This is a genomic window from Streptomyces sp. NPDC058671, from assembly GCF_042716475.1.
In the GTDB taxonomy this organism is placed as follows: domain Bacteria; phylum Actinomycetota; class Actinomycetes; order Streptomycetales; family Streptomycetaceae; genus Streptomyces.
Window position 1 is genome coordinate 110,169 of record NZ_JBHXSA010000018.1, and the last position, 18,410, is coordinate 128,578.

At 71.4% G+C, this 18,410-nt stretch carries 14 protein-coding genes and 1 tRNA gene; 8 read left to right on the plus strand and 7 right to left on the minus strand.

Annotated features, from left to right (window positions below):
- Positions 1-139: 139 nt before the first annotated feature.
- On the plus strand, positions 140-892 hold the full coding sequence (locus tag ACFWV2_RS22655) for a GIY-YIG nuclease family protein (RefSeq protein ID WP_384407029.1): 753 nt from the start codon (positions 140-142) through the stop codon (positions 890-892).
- Between the two features lie 1,201 nt (positions 893-2,093).
- Here ACFWV2_RS22655 and ACFWV2_RS22660 read toward each other — a convergent pair.
- Positions 2,094-2,166 (minus strand) — tRNA-Arg (locus tag ACFWV2_RS22660).
- Positions 2,167-2,515: 349 nt separating this feature from the next.
- Between ACFWV2_RS22660 and ACFWV2_RS22665 the strand changes: the two genes are divergently transcribed.
- Positions 2,516-4,192, plus strand: coding sequence for a class I adenylate-forming enzyme family protein (locus ACFWV2_RS22665; RefSeq protein WP_384407140.1), 1,677 nt, complete (start codon positions 2,516-2,518; stop codon positions 4,190-4,192).
- On the opposite strand, the gene ACFWV2_RS22670 is transcribed toward ACFWV2_RS22665, so the two are convergent.
- The gene (locus ACFWV2_RS22670) at positions 4,179-5,450 is read right to left on the minus strand and encodes a M6 family metalloprotease domain-containing protein (protein ID WP_384407031.1); all 1,272 of its coding nucleotides are present in this window, start codon (positions 5,448-5,450) and stop codon (positions 4,179-4,181) included. The two genes, ACFWV2_RS22665 and ACFWV2_RS22670, sit on opposite strands and share 14 nt — an antisense overlap.
- A gap of 349 nt (positions 5,451-5,799) precedes the next feature.
- Between ACFWV2_RS22670 and ACFWV2_RS22675 the strand changes: the two genes are divergently transcribed.
- Both ACFWV2_RS22675 and ACFWV2_RS22680 read left to right on the plus strand, forming a co-directional pair.
- Positions 5,800-6,465, plus strand: a complete 666-nt coding sequence (locus ACFWV2_RS22675; protein ID WP_384407033.1) for a TetR/AcrR family transcriptional regulator — start codon at positions 5,800-5,802, stop codon at positions 6,463-6,465.
- Between the two features lie 160 nt (positions 6,466-6,625).
- Positions 6,626-8,155 (plus strand): MFS transporter, encoded by a 1,530-nt coding sequence (locus ACFWV2_RS22680; protein WP_384407035.1) that lies wholly within the window; start codon positions 6,626-6,628, stop codon positions 8,153-8,155.
- A 173-nt stretch (positions 8,156-8,328) separates the two neighbouring features.
- On the opposite strand, the gene ACFWV2_RS22685 is transcribed toward ACFWV2_RS22680, so the two are convergent.
- Complete coding sequence (locus tag ACFWV2_RS22685) at positions 8,329-8,835, minus strand: MarR family winged helix-turn-helix transcriptional regulator (protein ID WP_384407037.1); 507 nt, start codon at positions 8,833-8,835, stop codon at positions 8,329-8,331.
- A gap of 101 nt (positions 8,836-8,936) precedes the next feature.
- Between ACFWV2_RS22685 and ACFWV2_RS22690 the strand changes: the two genes are divergently transcribed.
- Complete coding sequence (locus tag ACFWV2_RS22690) at positions 8,937-9,725, plus strand: dioxygenase (protein ID WP_384407039.1); 789 nt, start codon at positions 8,937-8,939, stop codon at positions 9,723-9,725.
- A gap of 119 nt (positions 9,726-9,844) precedes the next feature.
- On the opposite strand, the gene ACFWV2_RS22695 is transcribed toward ACFWV2_RS22690, so the two are convergent.
- The gene (locus ACFWV2_RS22695) at positions 9,845-10,858 is read right to left on the minus strand and encodes a questin oxidase family protein (protein WP_384407042.1); all 1,014 of its coding nucleotides are present in this window, start codon (positions 10,856-10,858) and stop codon (positions 9,845-9,847) included.
- 392 nt (positions 10,859-11,250) lie between these two features.
- On the opposite strand from ACFWV2_RS22695, the gene ACFWV2_RS22700 reads away from it, so the two are divergent.
- Positions 11,251-12,252: an RNA polymerase sigma factor RpoD/SigA gene (locus ACFWV2_RS22700; RefSeq protein WP_384407044.1), complete on the plus strand. Its 1,002-nt coding sequence runs from the start codon at positions 11,251-11,253 to the stop codon at positions 12,250-12,252.
- Between the two features lie 143 nt (positions 12,253-12,395).
- Here ACFWV2_RS22700 and ACFWV2_RS22705 read toward each other — a convergent pair whose 3' ends face one another.
- Complete coding sequence (locus ACFWV2_RS22705) at positions 12,396-13,355, minus strand: helix-turn-helix transcriptional regulator (protein ID WP_384407046.1); 960 nt, start codon at positions 13,353-13,355, stop codon at positions 12,396-12,398.
- A 62-nt stretch (positions 13,356-13,417) separates the two neighbouring features.
- On the opposite strand from ACFWV2_RS22705, the gene ACFWV2_RS22710 reads away from it, so the two are divergent.
- A complete protein-coding gene (locus tag ACFWV2_RS22710) occupies positions 13,418-14,956 on the plus strand; it encodes an MFS transporter (RefSeq protein WP_384407048.1) in 1,539 nt (512 codons plus the stop codon).
- Between the two features lie 103 nt (positions 14,957-15,059).
- Here ACFWV2_RS22710 and ACFWV2_RS22715 read toward each other — a convergent pair whose 3' ends face one another.
- Positions 15,060-16,088: a hypothetical protein gene (locus ACFWV2_RS22715; RefSeq protein WP_384407049.1), complete on the minus strand. Its 1,029-nt coding sequence runs from the start codon at positions 16,086-16,088 to the stop codon at positions 15,060-15,062.
- 290 nt (positions 16,089-16,378) lie between these two features.
- On the opposite strand from ACFWV2_RS22715, the gene ACFWV2_RS22720 reads away from it, so the two are divergent.
- The gene (locus tag ACFWV2_RS22720; RefSeq protein ID WP_384407051.1) at positions 16,379-17,467 is read left to right on the plus strand and encodes a glycosyltransferase; all 1,089 of its coding nucleotides are present in this window, start codon (positions 16,379-16,381) and stop codon (positions 17,465-17,467) included.
- An 83-nt stretch (positions 17,468-17,550) separates the two neighbouring features.
- Here ACFWV2_RS22720 and ACFWV2_RS22725 read toward each other — a convergent pair whose 3' ends face one another.
- Positions 17,551-18,399 (minus strand): DUF6227 family protein, encoded by an 849-nt coding sequence (locus ACFWV2_RS22725; protein WP_384407053.1) that lies wholly within the window; start codon positions 18,397-18,399, stop codon positions 17,551-17,553.
- Positions 18,400-18,410: the final 11 nt, after the last annotated feature.

An 18,410-nucleotide genomic window follows, 5' to 3' on the forward strand; every position in this document is an offset into this window, starting at 1 on the left:
TATACCGCGGAGCTAGCGATCATCGACGCGCGTTGAGGGAACACGCATCATGCCCCCCGGGCTCACCGGTTAGAGTGACGGCGATCACTCCGGGAAGGGAGTCGCGACGGTGCCGTTGGGGAACCACGCTGAGTTCAAGTTGAGCATCACCAAGGCCCTTGGTGATCAATTGGCTGCAGACCTGGAAGCGCTCGCGCCAGCCCCACTCACCGAGGCTAACCTTCGCCTCCTGCCTCCACACAAGGGTGTTTACCAACTGCGCCGAGGAAAGGAACTGCTTTATGTAGGAAAGGCCGAGGTCACCCTGCCCCAGCGCCTTGGGAAGCATCTGCGGAAGCTGAGTGGCCGCGAGGGGATTCGGTTGGAAGAGATCTCCTTTACGGCGCTTTCGGTCGACGAAGACTTTTCCGCAGTTGCCCCTGAAAAGCTCCTGATCGACAGGTTTCAGAGCGCTGGTGAGGCGCCGTGGAATGAAAACGGGTTCGGCATCAATGATCCGGGTGATAAGCGGGATACCACGGTGTTTGCGAGCGATCATTTTGATCAGCTCTATCCGGCGAATCTCAATTGGGTGATACGCGACCTCGCCCTTGGGGGCCAGAACCTGCGCCCGCTACTGAAGAACGTGAAGACGCAGCTTCCCTATACATTTCGCTACGCCTATTATCGGACTGCCGCCGAGAAATTCTATGAGCGATTTGATGTGACCATCGACCGCCCCGAGATGACGGCGCACGAGTTCTTCCTCTTCCTTAGTGCGACTCTGCCAGGCGACTGGCAGATCATGGCTCTGCCGGGCTACGCGGTCATGTATCCGAAGGAGCTGCGCTCAGAGAGTGCACGCAAGTACTACATCTCCGGTGAGGAATACGCTCCTGAGGATCTGGCCTAGGGCATGCACGCTAATAGGTCCTGGTCAGATGAGCGGAATGTCAGGGGCCGTTTATGACACGCGCGATTGAGCTCGTCAATTACCGACGTTCTCATGTCAGGGGCCGGGGCAATTGCCAAGGGCGGCAATCCACCGTCCGATCCCATTACTCGACCTAGCTTCCATCCCGTCTGCCGTCGACCCACACATCGTGGACCACGGCTGCTCGGCTCTGCCTGGGTCGACGGTAGACGGGAGGGAGCACCCCGCGCACGCCACACTCGGCCGGCACACGCGAACGGCGCCCCGCCATCTCGGAGCCTGAGCGCCCCCGCCGGAGGCATGTTCTGACCGGAGTACTCCGTGTCCAGCTCTCTACTCATGGGCCGTAGCCTGCTGCGGCCCCAGGGGTCCGGCCCCGGCGCCGAAGGCGCAGAGGGGTCGGGCCCCAGGGGCCAGCCGCGCTTGCGCGGGCACTTGATGAAGTAGGGAAACTCTTACCGCGCTACCGGCTGGGGGCCGTGAAAGTCTCGGCGCTTGCGGCGATGCGCCTGGATATGGCCTCCAAGGAGCACTCGATCCGGGCGTTGGCCTCTGGGGCGAAGTCTCTGATCTCGCTGGCCGTGTCGAGGTCGTCGGAAGGTATGAAGCTCCAATCGTTCTCCGCGACGCTCCACCCAGCCTCCACCTCGGCGTTGTGGCCGTCCGTGGACGATACGCGGAGCCAGGCCGTGCACTCGTCGGAGAAGCCGTAGGGCAGGTAGGCAGTGCCTCTGGTGCCCTTCGGCTCGTCGACCTGGCTTTTCCATTGCTCCAGGAGGCGTGCCAGGTTTGCCCTGAGGTCTGGTGAAGCCGTGGGGAGTCGTCGATGTCGAGGCAGTACGAATCGTAGGTGTGGCGGTACAGCCGCAGGCGCCAACTTCTGTAAAGGTGGAGATCGTTGTGCATCGGACGTGAGGGCCCGCTTCGTCCAGGGCTTCTAGGAGATGGATCGCGTGGACCGTGGCCATTCGGTCGGTGCTCTCGGCCTGGGTGAGCCGCTTGACCGCAGTTGGAGTCTGAGGACGTTGGTTCCTCGCCGCCTGTGGTCTTACAGCGGAGCACCTTCAGCCACATGGACCGGCTGCTGAAGAGGCGGTCCGGTCCCCTGACCGTTGCCGTTGATGTCAGGCGTCGATGGCAAAGGCCACACCTAAACGTTTAGGTGTGGCCTTTGGTCTTGTGCCCCCGGCAGGATTCGAACCTGCGACACCCGCTTTAGGAGAGCGGTGCTCTATCCCCTGAGCTACGAAGGCGTGGCGTGCCGCCCGTGGAGTGGTACGCCGCCGTCAGTGTAGCGGGTGGGGGCGGGCGGGTGAGGGGGTTGTCCCGGCGGCCCCGGGAGGGGTGGGGCCGGGCAGGGCGACCGGCGGGCGGGTCTGGTCGCTTCGGGAGGCGGCGCCGCTCGCGGTCTCCTTGTGGTGTGGCGTTGGGCCCGGGTCTCCGGGGGTCGTGCCGGTGAGGCGGTGCGTCACTTCGGCCCCGACCGGTTGCCTCCGGATCGCACTCGCCACCGCCGCGGTCCCCGGCCGCGGGGTTGACCCCCGGGAGGGTGGCGCATAGCGTCGCCCGCTGGGGTAAGCAAGCGCTCAGGAGGTCCTCGTGATGGTGTCCGGTGGGCAGGCGGGGGAAGCGCGGTTGACCGCGCCCGGGGCGCCCTTCGCCGTCGAGGGCGGGGTCTACGCCGGCGGGCCCCGCACCCTGCGGGAGTTCGTCGAGGTCACCTGGGCCTACGGGGACCGGGTGTTCCTCGTGTCCGAGAGCGGGCGGACGACCTATCGGGAGTTCTTCGACGCCGCTTGCGGGCTCGCGCGCACGCTCGTCGGGGAGTACGGGCTGCGGCCCGGGGACCGGGCCGTCGTCGCCATGCGCAACCTTCCCGAGTGGCAGGTCGCCTTCTGGGCCGCGCAGCTCGCCGGGCTCGTCGCCGTACCCCTCAACGCCTGGTGGACCGAGGACGAGTTCGCGTACGCCCTCGACGACTGCGCGCCGGGCGTGCTCCTCGTCGACGGCGAGCGGGTCGGGCGGGTCCGGGCCTGGGCCCGGCGGAACCGTGTGCCCGGGATCGTCTTCCAGGGGGAGGGAGAGGCGGAGGACGGGTTCGTCGCCTACGCCGTCGACGACGATCCGCTCCTCGGGCCTCCGGTCGTCGACGTCCTGCCCGAGCACGACGCCACCATCCTCTACACCTCCGGCACCACGGGCCGCCCCAAGGGCGCCGTCGCCACCCACCTCGCGCAGGCCGGGGCCGCCATGAACCCCCGGTACTTCGCCGCGGCGGCGGCCCTCGCGCGGGGGGACGTGCCCGGGGCCGGGCCCGCGCCCGTCTCGCTGACCACGTTCCCCTTCTTCCACGTCGCCGCCTTCACCTCCTTCTACGCCGTGATGGCCGCCGGCGGCACCCTGGTCATGATGCGGAAGTGGGACGCGGGCCGGGCTCTCGAACTGATCCGCGAGCATCGCGTGACCCACTACGCCGGCGTGCCCACCACCGCGCTCCAGCTGCTCGACCTCGCCCGCTCCACCGCCGACCCGCTGGAGAGCCTCACCCTGCTCAGCACCGGGGGCGCCGCCGCCCCGCCCGGCATCGTCGCCGGGATCAGCGCCGGGTACGGGGAGCGCGTCGAGCCCCGCAACGGCTACGGGCTCACGGAGACCAGCGGCGGGGTGCTGTCCAACGTCGGCGCCGAGTACCGCGCCCACCCCGGGAGCGTCGGGCGCCCCTCGCCCGCCACCGAGGTGCGGATCGACCGGCCCGACGCGGACGGCGTGGGTGAGCTGTGGCTGCGCGGGCAGTCGTTGATCCGGGGGTACTGGCGCAACGAGGCCGCCACCCGCGCCGCCTTCAACGACGACGGCTGGTTCAGGACCGGAGACCTCGCCCGGGTCGACGCGGACGGCCGGGTCAGCATCGTCGACCGGCTCACCGACATGGTGATCCGCGGCGGCGAGAACGTGTACTGCGTCGAGGTCGAGGCGGTTCTGCAGGAGCACCCGGACGTCGTCGACGCCGCCGTCCTCGGCGTCCCCCATCCCCTGTGGGGGGAGGAGGTCGTCGCCGTCGTCCGGCTGCGGCCCGGCGCCCGTCCCCGTCCCGACGCCCGTCCAGGCACCCAGGCCCCCGGCGTCGACACCGAGCGGCTTCGGGAGCACGTAGGGGCTCGTCTCGCCGCGTTCAAGGTGCCCGCCCGGATCGTCGTACGGGAGGAGGAGCTGCCCCGGAACCCGACCGGGAAGGTCCTCAAGCGGGAGTTGCGGGAGGCGCTGCTCAACTCCGGGTGATGCGCACCCGGTAGCGGCCGTTCGCGTCCTCGTCGAGCACCTCGATCCGGATGCCGTTGGCGCGGTCCGTGAACGTCTCGCCGGGCTGGTACGGGGCGTCCGACAGCTCCGCGTGGACGTTGGCGCGTCGGGTGCAGCCGCCGCTGGCGCGTTCGCTGTCCGACACGGTGACGGGGCCGTGGCCGGTGTCCACGTCGGACTCCACCCGGTAGACGAGGACGCCCGGTTCGCACACCGCCTCGTCGTTGCCGTCCTGGCTGCGGACCTCGACCGCGTACCCGGAGGTGTCGGAGAGCGGGACGACCGCGAGCTTGGGGCCGCCCGTGACGGCGAGCGGGGTGAGGGTGTGGTCGGCTGTGCCGGGGCGGGACGCGCAGCCGACCTGGTCGTTGTCGAGCCAGCCCAGCTTCCACTTGTGCCAGGCGAGGAAGTCGTTGTTGGCTCCCCAGTCCTCGGACATGATGTCCCAGTGCCCGACGGTCCCGCCGCCGTCCGCGGTGTACAGGTCGGGCAGGCCGAAGACGTGCCCGTTCTCGTGCGGCAGGACCCGGTAGCCGGTCTCGGCGAAGCTGCCCGAGCCGTCGTCCTGGCGGCTGTAGACGAAGGACGTGTTGGCGAGCGGCACGCCGTCGGCGTAGGGGGCGTCGTCGTTGCCCGAGAACGTCACGGACAGGACGGTGTCGAGGGCGGAGGGCCCGGCGTTCGGCGTGACCAGGACGTTGACCAGGTCGTAGGCGCTGAAGTCCACCTTCGGGTCGGCCGCCGTCACGATGTCCTCGACGAGGGAGCGGTAGCCGGGTTCGTACGGTGCGCCGCGCTCGATCCCGTACGCGGAGAAGGTTTTGGGCATCCGCAGCCAGTCGGGTATCGGGGTCTCGGCCTTGTACGTCAGGCGCCCGTACGAGCTGGTGCGGAACCAGTCGGCGGTCTGCGGGAAGAATTCGCGGAAGCGGCCCATCGCCGTGCCGTCCCCCGGTACGTCGGGGAAGTCGACCATCAGGGTGAGGGCCCTGACCTGGCCCGTGGAGCGCACGTAGCCGGGGGCCGTGGGCAGCCCCTCCGACATCTGCACCCCCATCGTGGTGGCGATGCGGCACGGTCCGAGCTGGGCGGCGCCGGGAACGGTGGCCACGGGGCCGGCGGAGGCGGGGGCCGGCCCGGGGAGGGTGGTGCTCGCGGAGGCGAGCAGGGTGAGGGAGAGCGCCGTGGTCGCGGCCAGGGCGACGGTTCTGGGTATCCGTCGGCGGGAGTGCTGCATACGGGCGCCTCTCCGGTGGGGGCAGGTCGGCGGCACGGGCCCTCTCCGGTCTCGCGGGGCCGCGCTGTGCGATTCAGCCTGTGACGAGGTGTTCGGGTGCGCGCGCCGGGTGGCCCGATCGTGGGTATTCCGCCTCCCCGCCCGTCCGGGACCGCGGGTCGTCGGCGGGTGCCGGACGGCTGGGTATGCCACCCCCGGCTCCACCTGTGACCGGGGTCACAGGCAGGAGGGGAAATAACCGGGGAGCGCGTCCCCGTTTACGCCTGTGTTCGAAGAAGTGGGGAGTCCTTCCCCGGATACCGGGAAATTCCCTCCCGGATGTACGAGACGACTGTCAGGAGGCCGTGGCGTGACCCGTACCGCCGACACCGCGCCCGCCCGTCGGGTACCCCGCCCGCGCGCCGACGCCCTGCGCAACCGCGAGCGGATCGTGACGGCGGCTCGCGAGATGTTCGTCGAGTTCGGCCCCCAGGTGCCGTACGACGAGGTCGCGCGCCGGGCCGGCGTCGGCAACGCCACCCTCTACCGGAACTTCCCCGAGCGCACCGACCTCGTCCACGAGGTCGTCCTCTCGATCATGGGCCGTGTCACCGGGATCGCCGTACGGGCCGCCGAGGAGGAGGCCGACACCTTCGCCGCACTCCGGCGCTTCACCCACGCCGCCGCCGACGAACGCATCGGCGCCCTGTGCCCGATGCTCGACGGCGCCTTCGACAGTGAGCACCCCGAGCTGACCGTCGAGCGGGAACGCCTGGAGGAGGCCGTCCAGGCGCTCGTCGACCGCGCCCAGCGGTCCGGCCGGCTCCGGTCCGACGTCGGCGTCGGGGACCTGATGGTGGCGGTCTCCCAACTGACCCGCCCGCTGCCGGGAACGGCCTGCGGCACCACCTTCGACCAGTTCGTCCACCGTCATCTGCAACTGTTCCTCGACGGCCTGGAGGCGCCCGCGCGCTCCGAGCTGCTCGGGTCGCCCGCCACCCTCGAGGACCTGAGGCGCGACTCCCGCCCGTCGTGACCGCCTTCGGGGCCTCGACCCCCCTGACGTGACCCGCGTTCCCTCACCCGTATCTCCGCACCCGCAGCTCCTCCGTCCGCCTTCCCTTCGCCCGCTTTCCCTCCGTCCGCCTTCCCTTCGCCCTTTTTCACCCCGTACGTGCCAAGAGGTGGCTACACCCATGCCGAAAATCCCCGACCACACCGTGACCCACGCCGACCCGGGCCGCTGGAAAGCGCTCGTCTTCATCGCCCTCGCCCAGCTGATGGTCGTGCTCGACGCGACGATCGTGAACATCGCCCTGCCGTCCGCGCAGCAGGACCTCGGCATCTCCGACGGCAACCGGCAGTGGGTCATCACCGCCTACGCCCTCGCCTTCGGCGGTCTGCTCCTCTTCGGCGGCCGTATAGCCGACCTGTGGGGCCGCAAGCGCACCTTCGTCGTCGGCCTGATCGGCTTCGCCGCCGCCTCCGCCCTCGGTGGCGCCGCGAGCGGCGAGGCCATGATGCTCGGGGCCCGCGCGCTCCAGGGCGCCTTCGGCGCGCTCCTCGCGCCCGCCGCGCTCTCGCTGCTCGCCGTGACCTTCACCGACGCCAAGGAGCGTGCCAAGGCCTTCGGCATCTACGGCGCGATCGCCGGCGGCGGCGGCGCCGTGGGCCTGATCCTCGGCGGCTTCCTCACCGAGTACCTGAACTGGCGCTGGACCTTCTACGTCAACATCCCGTTCGCGATCGTCGCCGCCGTCGGCGCGTACCTCGTCATCCGTGAGCCCGCGGGCGGCCGCAACCGCTCCCCGCTCGACGTCCCCGGCGTGATCCTGTCCACCCTGGGCCTCGTCGCGCTCGTGTACGGCTTCACCCGCGCCGAGTCCGAGGGCTGGAGCGACGCCGGCACGATCGGCATGTTCGTGAGCTCGGTGGTGCTCCTCGGCGTCTTCGTCCTCGTCGAGGCGCGTGTGAAGGCCCCGCTGCTGCCGCTGCGCGTCCTGACCGACCGTAACCGCGGCGGTGTCTACCTGTCGCTCGGTCTCGCCGTCATATCGATGTTCGGCCTCTTCCTCTTCCTGACGTACTACCTCCAGGTCGTGAAGGGCTACTCGCCGGTCATGACGGGCTTCGCGTTCCTGCCCATGATCGTGGGCATGATCATCGGTTCGACCCAGATCGGTACGCGCCTGATGACCCGGGTCCCGCCGCGGCTGCTCATGGCCCCCGGTTTCCTGACCGCGGGCGTCGGCATGCTGCTGCTCACGCAGCTGGAGATCGACACCTCGTACGCCGGTCTGATCCTGCCCGCCCAGCTGCTGCTCGGCCTGGGCATGGGCACGGCGTTCATGCCGGCCATGTCGCTCGCGACGCTCGGTGTGGACCCGCGGGACGCCGGCGTGGCCTCCGCGATGGTCAACACCTCGCAGCAGGTCGGCGGCGCCATCGGTACGGCCCTGCTCAACACGATCGCCGCCTCGGCGACGACCGCGTACCTGACCGACAACGCGGCCGGCGCGACCACCCCGGCCGGTCAGAGGCTGCTCCAGCTCCAGGGCATGGTCGAGGGCTACACCGCGGCGATCTGGTGGGCCGTCGGCATCCTGGTCGTCTCGGCCGCGATCGCCTTCGTCCTGATCAACACCGGGAAGCCGGACATGGGGGCCGTCGCCGGATCGGGCGAGGGTGCGGACGACGAGCTGAAGGTGCCGGTCATCGTCCACTGACCGCAGCCCTGGGACCGGGGGATCCCACGCTCGGGGTCGGGTGATCCCGGCCTCGGGGTCGGGCCCGCCCTGGTTCCCCCCCCGGGGGTCCGCCCTGGCCTCCCAGGGGGCCCGCCCTGGTTCCGACCCCGCCCCGGACCCCGACGCCTGCCCTGGTCCCGCGAGCCGTGTGCTCAGCGGAGCCAGGGCAGGTCCGCGTCCGGGTCCTGGGGTTCGAGGCCCTCCGCCATGATCCGCATGATCGCGCCGAGCTGTTCCACCTGCTCGGCGGAGAGCCGGTCGAAGAGAGCCTGGCGTACGGCCGCCACATGGCCCGGCGCGGTCCGGCGCAGGACCTCCGTCCCCTCGTCGGTCAGCAGGGCGAACTGCCCGCGCTTGTCGGAGGGGCAGTCCTCGCGCCGCACCCACCCGTTCTTCTCCAGACGGGCGACCGCGTGGGAGAGCCGGGAGCGGGTGATCTTGGCGCTCTTGGCCAGTTCCGTCATCCGGAGGCGGCGGCGGGGGGCCTGGGAGAGCTGGACGAGCAGTCCGTAGTAGATGTGCGGCATTCCGGCGTCGCGCTGCAACTGGCGGTCGAGGTGGTCCTCCAGGAGCGTGGTGGCGTGCAGGTACGCGCGCCAGACGTGCTGTTCCTCGTCGCTGAGCCAGCGGGGTGCGGTCATGTCTCCCATGGTTTCCATCGTACGACTCGTCCTTGAAAGTTGAACTATGTAGTTCTATGCTGCATGGCAGGGGGAGCTTGAAGTTTCAATCACCACATCGGTTGCCGGAGGTCGTCGCCATGGACGCCACGCTCGCCCGTATGCCCGCCCTCTACCTGTCCCACGGCGCCCCGCCCCTCGCCGACGATCCCCTCTGGCCCGGCCAGCTCGCCGCCTGGTCCGCGGACCTCCCGCGCCCCACGGCGATCCTCATGGTCTCCGCCCACTGGGAGGAGGCCCCGCTCGCGCTCGGCGCCGTCGAGACCGTCCCCCTCGTGTACGACTTCTGGGGCTTCCCCGAGCACTACTACCGGGTCCGGTACGAGGCTCCCGGCGCGCCCGCCCTCGCCGACGCCGTCCGCAAGCTGCTCCGCGCGCCGGGGACGCCCGTGCAGGACATCCCCGACCGGGGCCTCGACCACGGCGCCTACGTGCCGCTCGTCGAGATGTTCCCGGACGCCGACATCCCCGTACTCCAGATCTCCCTGCCCACCCTCGACCCGCGCCGGCTCATGGACATCGGGCGCAGGCTCGCCCCGCTGCGCGACGAGGGCGTCCTCATCGTGGGCAGCGGCTTCTTCACCCACAACCTCGCCGCGCTCCGTCACCCCGGCGGCGGGGTGCCGGGCTGGTCCGCCGAGTTCGACGCGTGGGGCCGGGAGGCCCTCGCCGCGCACGACGTCGACGCCCTGCTCGACTTCGCGCACGCCTCGCCCGCCGGCCGCCTCGCCCACCCGCGTACGGAACACTTCGCGCCGCTCTTCGTGACCCTGGGCGCCGCGGACGCGGCCGGCGACCTCGACGCGCAGCGGTCGGTGATCGACGGGTTCTGGATGGGGCTCGCGAAGAGGTCCCTGCAGTTCGGCTGAACTCGCGCGGGCGGGCCCCCGGTCCGCCCCGCCGCCTGACGACGCGGCGGGTCCCCCGGCCCACCCGTAGCCTTCTGCCGCGGCGGGCCTCCCGGCCCACCCGCAGTCTCTGCCGCGCTTCACAACACCGGCGGGTTCAGCTCGACCGACCGGACCGCCGCCGCGAGCGCGAACGGGTCGGCCACGTCGAGCGCCGTGTCGGTGAACTTGATCGTGTGGTCGTCGCCGTGCGCCGCCGCCCGCTCGAAGACCTCCTCGGGGGTGAGGGACGTGGGCGCGTGGGGCGCCGCCTCCACCGGCGTGTACGCGGCGGTCACCGCGGCCGACGCCGTCCACGCCGCCGCCAGGCTCGGCGCCCACAGCTCGCGGGGGAGCGCGGGCAGGGCGCGCAGCACCGCGTTCGGCGCGGTCGCCGCGTGCACCAGCATGATCGGCTCGCCATGGCCGTGCGTCGCGTACCGGTGCGTCGAGGCCGTCACCAGCTCCACGAGCCGCGCCCGTGCCGTGTCCGGGTCCGGCGCCGTCCCCCACACCGGGAACCCCGTCAGCAGGGCGAGCCGCGCCCGCATCCCGCCGTCCTGCTCGGGAATCGGCGGTACGGCGTCCAGGGCGGCCGCCGCCGTGGGTGCCGGGGCCAGCGGGGTGAGCGCCGGAAGCGGCTGGTGGCGGGCCGCCCAGTAGCCGAGGGCGTGCGCGAGTTCGGCGCGGCGCGGGGCCGTCTCCGCCTCGGGGGACGTCAGGAGGGTGCGTACGGCGTGTCCGGTACGGATCACGGGATGCGTCGCCCCGCCCGCGATCCCGGGCAGCAGCCGGGGCCACCACTCGGCGAGGACCTCCCGCCAGGGGCGCCCGTCGAGTTCGCGCCCGAAGAAGCGGGTCCAGTCGGTGATCCGGGCCGGGTCGCCGAGCGCCTCGTGCCAGTCGCCGGCCGTGACGGGACGGGAGGGGGAGGGCGGCTCCTCCAGTTTGTGGGCGTAGCGATCCAGCCACCGGTGCACGGCCGGGGCCTGGCCGCGGTGGACCAGGGCCTCGACGGCCATCGGGGCGTGATTGGTGAGCCAGCCGTTGCGCTCGGGGCCGGTGGTGTGGAGGCGTTCGAGGGCTTCGTCCAGGATGCCGGTGGTGTCGCTCATGCCGAGGACGCTAGGGCGGGGGACGGCTGCCACGTAACGGGCGCGGGACCTAGTCCGCGAGGCGGAGGGCGACCCGGACCCCGGCGTGGGGAGCAGGCAACCCGCTGACCCGTCCGGGCGTCTGGAGAGACGGCGGCGCATGTGATCGCGGTCTCACCGACAGTGTGGTCGGCCTCCCCGCGAGCGGCGCCGCATCACCCGCCGTGCCCGGTCTGACCTGCGCCTCCGTGGGTTCCGGCGCCCTGCCCGAAGGGGCGGTGGCCGCGCAGGATACTGCATGATCTCGAAAATCCATGTGCCGCGTGGGAATTCTGTCCTGATTCCAGTCGTTGTTTCCGTCGGATGCAGGGCACCCGTAAGGGTGTCGCGACCTACTCAGCAAGGGAGCTCGCATGGCAACCCGTGCCGTCGCCCGTCGTCAGACCTCCGCCAAGAGCGGGGCCGCACGGGCAAGCAGCGTTCGCGCCGTGGGCGGGGAGATCGCCGACCGCGACCTGGTCGGCATGTACCTCGACGAGATCGCGCGCACGCCCCTGCTCGACGCCGCCAAGGAGGTCGAGCTCTCCCAGACGATCGAGGCGGGTGTGTACGCCCGGCAGGTCCTGGACGGCGAGGTGCAGACCGAGGCCGGCGGGGCGAGCCGCGAGGAGCTCGAAGCGCTGGTCGCCGAGGGCGAACGTGCCAAGGACCTCTTCATCAAGTCCAACCTGCGGCTCGTGGTGGCCGTGGCCCGCCGCTATCCGCGCAGCGGGCTGCCGCTCCTCGACCTGATCCAGGAGGGGAACGCGGGCCTGGTGCGCGCGGTCGAGAAGTTCGACTACGCGAAGGGCTTCAAGTTCTCCACGTACGCGACGTGGTGGATCCGCCAGGCCATCACCCGCTCCATCGCGGACCAGTCCCGCACGATCCGGCTCCCCGTCCACCTCGTGGAGGAGCTCGGCCGGATCCGGCGGGTGCAGCGCGAGTTCAACCGCGAGAACGGCCGGGAGCCCGAGCCCGCGGAGATCGCCAAGGAGCTCGGTTCGACCCCCGAGCGGGTCATCGACGTCCTGGACTGGGCGCGTGACCCGGTCTCGCTGAACATGTCGGTGGACGACCAGGGCGAGACGCAGTTCGGCGACCTCCTGGAGGACACGTCGGCAATCTCCCCGGAGCAGTCGGTGCTCACGCTGCTGCGCAGCGAGGAGCTCGACGACCTCATCGGCAAGCTCGACCACCGGACGGCGTCGATCATCCGCATGCGGTACGGCATCGAGGACGGCCGCGAGCGGACCCTGACGGAGGTCGGCAAGCAGCACGGCCTGACGAGGGAGCGGATCCGCCAGATCGAGAAGCACGCCCTGCTCGAACTCAAGAGGATGGCCCGCGACACCGGCTTCGACGCGGTGGCCTGACGAGGTCCGTGGACCCGCGCCCGGCGAGGCGCCGGAACCGGGGCCCGGTGAGGTTCCGGATGGGCCCCGCGAGGTCCCGTAACCCGGGCCCGGTGAGGTTCCGGGATCCGGGGGCCCGCGAACTCCCGGGGTCCCCGGGTTCCTCACTCCCGCGTCGACGCCGCGAGGCGGCTCGCCAGGTCCTCCACGTAGGAGTGGAGGGCGGCGGGGCCGTGGATCGTGAAGGGGGCGTCCACCAGAGCCAGGCGGAGGGCGAGCCACTCGACCGAGTCCGTCGCACGGGTGCGGAGACGGCAGGTGGTGGGCCCCGTCGCCGTGGGCACGAGGTGGGAGGGGAGGCGCGCGGTGACGAAGTCGGCCGGGGCCTCGAAGGACACGTCGAGGTCCACTTCGGACTGGGCGCGGGACATGGAGCGCAGCAGGAGCTGCGCCGCGTCCCCGGCCGGCAGCTCGCGCGGGGTGAAACGGGCCCCGGTGGCGAGCGGTTCGCTCACCCGGTCGACGCGGAAGGTGCGCCAGTCCTCGCGCCCGAGGTCGTACGCCACGAGGTACCAGCGGTGGCCGGTGGAGACCAGCCGGTAGGGCTCGACCAGGCGTTTCGTCTCCGCGCCGTCGCCCGCCCGGTAGCCGAAGCGGAGCTTCTCCCGGCCGGTGACCGTGCCCGCGAGGGCGGTGAGCGTGGCCGGGGCGACCGTGGCCCCGTCGCCGCGCGTCAGCGGGATCGTGGCGTTCTGGAGGGTGGAGACCCGGTGCCTGAGGCGCGCGGGCAGGACCTGTTCCAGCTTCGCCAGGGCTCGTACGGACGCCTCCTCGACGCCCTCGATCGCGTGCCCGGCCCCGGCCCGCAGGCCGACCGCGATGGCGACGGCCTCCTCGTCGTCGAGCAGGAGCGGCGGCATGGCGCTGCCCGCGACGAGCCGGTAGCCGCCGACCGCGCCGAGCGTCGCCTCCACGGGGTAGCCCAGGTCACGGAGCCGGTCGATGTCCCGGCGGATGGTGCGCGGGGAGACCGAGAGCCGTTCGGCGAGTTCGCTTCCGGGCCACTCGCGCGGGGTCTGGAGGAGCGAGAGCAGATTCAGGAGTCGTGCCGGGGTGTCCGTCATGTCTTCCAGGATGCGGCCGATCTAGGTCACGAGCTGACCTAGATGACTTCTATCTTCTTCGTATGAGTTCACACGACGCCGTCACGGACGCGGCCCCCACCGACACGAACGGCAAGCGGCGCTGGATCGCCCTCGCCATCGTCATGACCGCCGCCTTCATGGACCTGGTCGACGCCACGATCGTCAACATCGCGATCCCCAGCATCGAGCGGGACCTCGGCGCCACCTTCGGGGCCATCCAGTGGATCACCGCCGGGTACGCCCTCGCTTTCGCGGCGGGCCTGATCACCGGCGGCCGGCTCGGTGACATCTACGGACGCAAGCGCCTCTTCCTCCTGGGCACGGCGGGCTTCACCGTCGCGTCCGCGCTCTGCGGCTTCGCCGCCAACCCGGAGATGCTGGTCGCCTCCCGGCTCCTCCAGGGCGCGGCGGCCGCGATGATGGTGCCGCAGGTCCTGTCGATCATCCACGTCACGTTCCCGGCGCACGAGCGCGGCAAGGTCTTCGGGATGTTCGGCGCGATCATCGGCCTGGGCGCGGTCTCGGGACCGCTGCTCGGCGCGCTGCTCACGCAGTGGAACATCGCGGGCCTCGAGTGGCGCCCGATCTTCCTCATCAACCTGCCGGTCGGCATCGCGGGTCTGCTCCTCGGCCGGAAGTTCATCACCGAGTCGAAGGCACCGAAGGCGCTCCGCCTCGACATGATCGGTGTGCTCCTGGTGACGGGCGCGCTCCTCATGCTGATCTACCCGCTGACGCGCGGCCGTGAGCTGGACTGGCCGCTGTGGGGCCACCTGATGATGGCCGGCAGCCTGGTCGTCTTCGGCGCCTTCGTCGCGTACGAGAAGTACAAGACGAAGAAGGACGGGTCGCCGCTCGTCGAGCTCTCGCTGTTCAAGGTGAAGAGCTTCGCGGCGGGCATCGCGGTGCAGCTGACGTTCGGTGTCGTGATGGGCATCTTCTTCCTGGTGTGGACGCTGTACATGCAGATCGGGCTCGGCTGGAGCGCGCTGCGTGCGGGCCTGACCGGGGTGCCGTTCTCGATCGCCGTGTCGGTGGCCGCGGGGATCTCGGTGCAGAAGCTGGTGCCGCGCTTCGGCCGGAAGGTGCTCCAGGCGGGCGCCCTGACGATGGCCGCGGGCGTCCTGCTCTACCTCTTCGAAGCCGGGCGTCACGGGACCGGGATCGCGTCCTGGCAGATGATTCCGCCGCTCGTCGTCATGGGTCTGGGCATGGGCCTGATCGTGGCGCCGCTGACGGACGCGGTCCTCTCGGACGTGCCCAAGGAGCACGCGGGTTCGGCCTCCGGCCTGATCAACACGACGGGCCAGATGGGCAACGCGCTCGGGCTCGGCCTGGTGTCGGTGGTCTTCTTCGGCGTGATCGACGGCAAGCCCGCCCCGAAGTCCCAGGCCGAGGCGGGGGCGGCGTTCACGGACGCCTTCCAGAACGCGATGGGCTGGGTCGCGGGCGTGCTCGCCCTGATCTTCCTGGTGATGTTCGCCCTGCCGGCGAAGCCGAAGCAGCACCTGGAGGGCGGCGGTGACGACGAGGGTGACGCCGGCGTCGTGGTCGAGAAGGAGCCGGTGCTGACGCACTGAGGTCCGTCGACGGTAGGGCCGAGGGGCCTTGAACGGTCCGAAGGGCTCTGGTCGCGGGAGGACTCCCGTGACCAGGGCCCTTCGTCATGGCCGGATCAGCGCGTCAGGGGCGTGCCGCCTCCGGCAGGGCGAAGTTCCGCGCCGTCCCGGACGGCAGCGCGCGCGTGAACTTGTTCGCGCGGAGGGCCAGCGGGGTGGGCGTCGACTGCTGGAACCAGCCCTCGTCCCAGACGAACGAGTTGCCCATGAGGTCGCCGTGTGTCTGCCAGACCTGGCCGCCGGTCGTGACGACCTTGACGAACGCGTCGCTGCCCCGCGCCTCGATGGCGATGCCGCAGACGCCCGTCGGGTAGTTGGCGTTCGCGGGGTCCGTCATGGTGGCGACGGCGTTGGTGAGGTCCTGCCAGGCGATCGCCCCGCCCAGCACGCTCGCCTTCCCGACGAAGGACTTGCCGCCGGTGAGCACCGCCTGGAAGTCCTCGTTGTTCGAGTGGCTGAACGCGTCGATGTCGGAGCAGGGACCCGTGGCTCCCGTGGCTCCCGTGGCACCTGTGGCGCCGGTGAGCCCCGTCGGCCCGGTCGCACCCGTGGCGCCGGTCGCACCCGTCGCGCCCGTGTCGCCCGTCGGGCCTTCGGGGCCGGGCGGTCCGGTCGGGCCCGTCGGGCCTGTCGGACCCACCGGGCATTCGTCCCCGCCGGCCGGGACCGCGGGCAGGGTCCGGTACCGCGGGCCCTCGACCAGTGGCCTGATCCGCTCGTCCAGGAACGCCTGGAGGTCACCGATCGGCGCCGACCCGTCCTGGCCCGTGTGACGCGGGCCGTTCTGGTGCTCCCACGGCGGCGGCCCGTCCGGGTGCTGCGGCGGCGGCCCGTCCGGGTGCTGCGGCGGCGGCCCGTCCGGGTGGTGCGGGGGCGGCCCGTCCGGGTGGTGCGGCGGCCGCTCCTCGCAGTGGTCGCCCGTGGACGGCCCCGCGACCGTCGTACGGGGGGCGTCCTCCCACGTGCCGGCCACCGCCGGCGAGGCGAAGCCCGTGAGCACGAGGGTGAGCGAGGCGGCGGCGCCGCCGCCGAGCCATGAGCGACGTCGGGGCAGGGGACCGAGCTTGGACCGGGTCCTGGCATCAGGACGCATGCATGCTCCTTCCTCCACCGGCTTCACGGCCGGTGTGAGCGAGATCGAGAGGGGAGCGATGAGCGCTCCCACCATCGGATCATCGGATCGCGCAGGCCCGGTCTTGACGGTCTCGCGGCACTCTCAACGCCATGGCCTATCGCGGACAACCGAATGGATGCGTACGCCACGGCGAACTTCGGAGGGCCCGACGGCGCGCCGCCCGACCGCGTCGGCGGGCCCTCCGTAGGGTCGCCCCCCGATCGCTCCACCCACCCGCTCCTCGCGCCCCCACCGGAAGTGGTGTTGCCGTGCAGCCGTCCATCTGCCTGTGCATGATCGTCAAGAACGAGGCCGCCGTCATCGAGCGCTGCCTCGCCTCCGTCCGCGGACTCGTGGACACCTGGGTCATCTCCGACACCGGGTCCACCGACGGCACCCAGGAGCTGATCCGGACCGCCCTCGCCGGCATCCCCGGCGAGCTGCGCGAGGAGCCGTGGGTGAACTTCGGCCACAACCGCACGCTGAACATCGCACACGCCCGCGGCCGGGCCGAGCACCTGCTGCTCCTCGACGCCGACCACGTCCTCCGGCAGGAGGGCCCGCTGCCCGCGCTGACCGCCGACGCGTACATGATCCGCCACGAGGGCGCCCTCCAGTACCGCATCAAACGCCTGGTCAGGGGCGACCTGCCGTGGCGGTACGAGGGCGTCACCCATGAGTACCTGACGGCCGACCGGGACCACGTCCAGGAGAACCTGGACGCCCTCGTCATCGAGGACTACGCCGACGGGGGCTCCCGGCACGACAAGTTCGAGCGGGACGCCCGGCTCCTGGGCGCCGAGCTCGACCGGGACCCGACCAACCCCCGTACGGTCTTCTACCTCGCGCAGACCCTGCGCGACATGGGCCGCCCCGACGAGGCCGTCGCGCTCTACGAGCGGCGCGCGGCCATGGGCGGCTGGGGCGAGGAGGTCTACTACGCACTGCTCCAGTCCGGTGTCCTGCGCGCCGAGGCCGGTGACTGGCCCGCCGCCATGGACGCCCTCTCCCGCGCCTGGGAGTCACGGCCGGGGCGCCTTGAAGCCTGCTACGAGCTGGTGGCGCGGCTGAGGAAGCTGGGCCGCTACCGGGCCGCCCACGCGATCGTCTGTGCCGTCCTGGACCGGGAGCACCCCGACGACCTGCTTTTCACCCAGCCGTGGGTGTACCGGTGGGGGCTGCTCTTCGAGTACTCGATCACCGCGTACTGGGTGGGCGACCACGCCGCGTCGCTGGCCGCCTGCGACCGGCTGCTCGCCCTGCCCGACCTGCCCGAGACGTACCGCGAACAGACCCGCGCCAACCGCGGGTTCGCCGCCGACCGCCTCGCCGAGGCCGCCGTCCCCGCACCGGTCTGACCTCGGGAGGCGGACCGGTACGGGGACGGCGCCCCAGCACGCGCGCGCGGTGTGCCAGCGGCCCCGGACGTACGCGGAGGGTGTCAGCGGACCCGGGAGCGGGACTCCATCGCGGCGCGGGCGGCGCTCTCGGACTCGTACACCTCGCACATGTGCCGGCCGTCCGGCGTCGACGTGTGCTCCACCTCCCAGAGGCTGACCTCGCTGCCGTCGAGCAGCAGGAACTGGTGCTCGTAGAGCGTGAAGCCGGCGTCCCGGCCCCCCTCCGTGGGGCAGTGGCGTCCGAAGGCCTGGGTGATGTGGTGGGCGAAGGCCAGCCGGAGCCGGCGGGCCGTCCGCTCGCCCGGCCGGTCCGCGTTCTCCGCGCGCCGCAGGACGCGGCGCGCGTGGTCGGCGGAGTCGTCCGGCACGTACATCCGGGGCTGGGCGGGTATCGGGCGGGCGAGCAGGGCGCCGAACAGCGCCATGTCGTCGTCCTCGGTCTCGTCGAGGGCGCTGCCGTCGGAACGCTCCGCGCTCCAGCCGGGCAGCGGCCCGGACGGGAGACGGGAGGCGGCGAGCCGGGCCTCCGCCTCCTCGGCGTAGAGCTCGTGCTGCTCGGCGCCGTCCCGGCCGGCGTTGTGCGTGAGCTCCCAGAGGGAGAGCGCGCTGCCGTCGCTGAGCAGATACGTGTGGCGGTAGGTGGAACGGCGCAGCGACGCGCTGTGGTGCGAGGAGTGCAGCGCGCTGGAGTGGGCGAGCGCCGTGCCGAGGCGCTCGACGGTCGAGTCGGGCAGGTCGAAGGAGTTGAGCGCCCGGCCGAGAAGCCGCTCGAGGTGCGTCTCGGTCGTCTCGAAGGGATCGTGAGGATCCTGCGGATCGTTCAAGAGGGTCTCCAGGCCGTCGCCGCATGTCACTTGGTGCTTGCTTAACGTAGTCCCTGGGTCTGACATCGTGTCCGGGG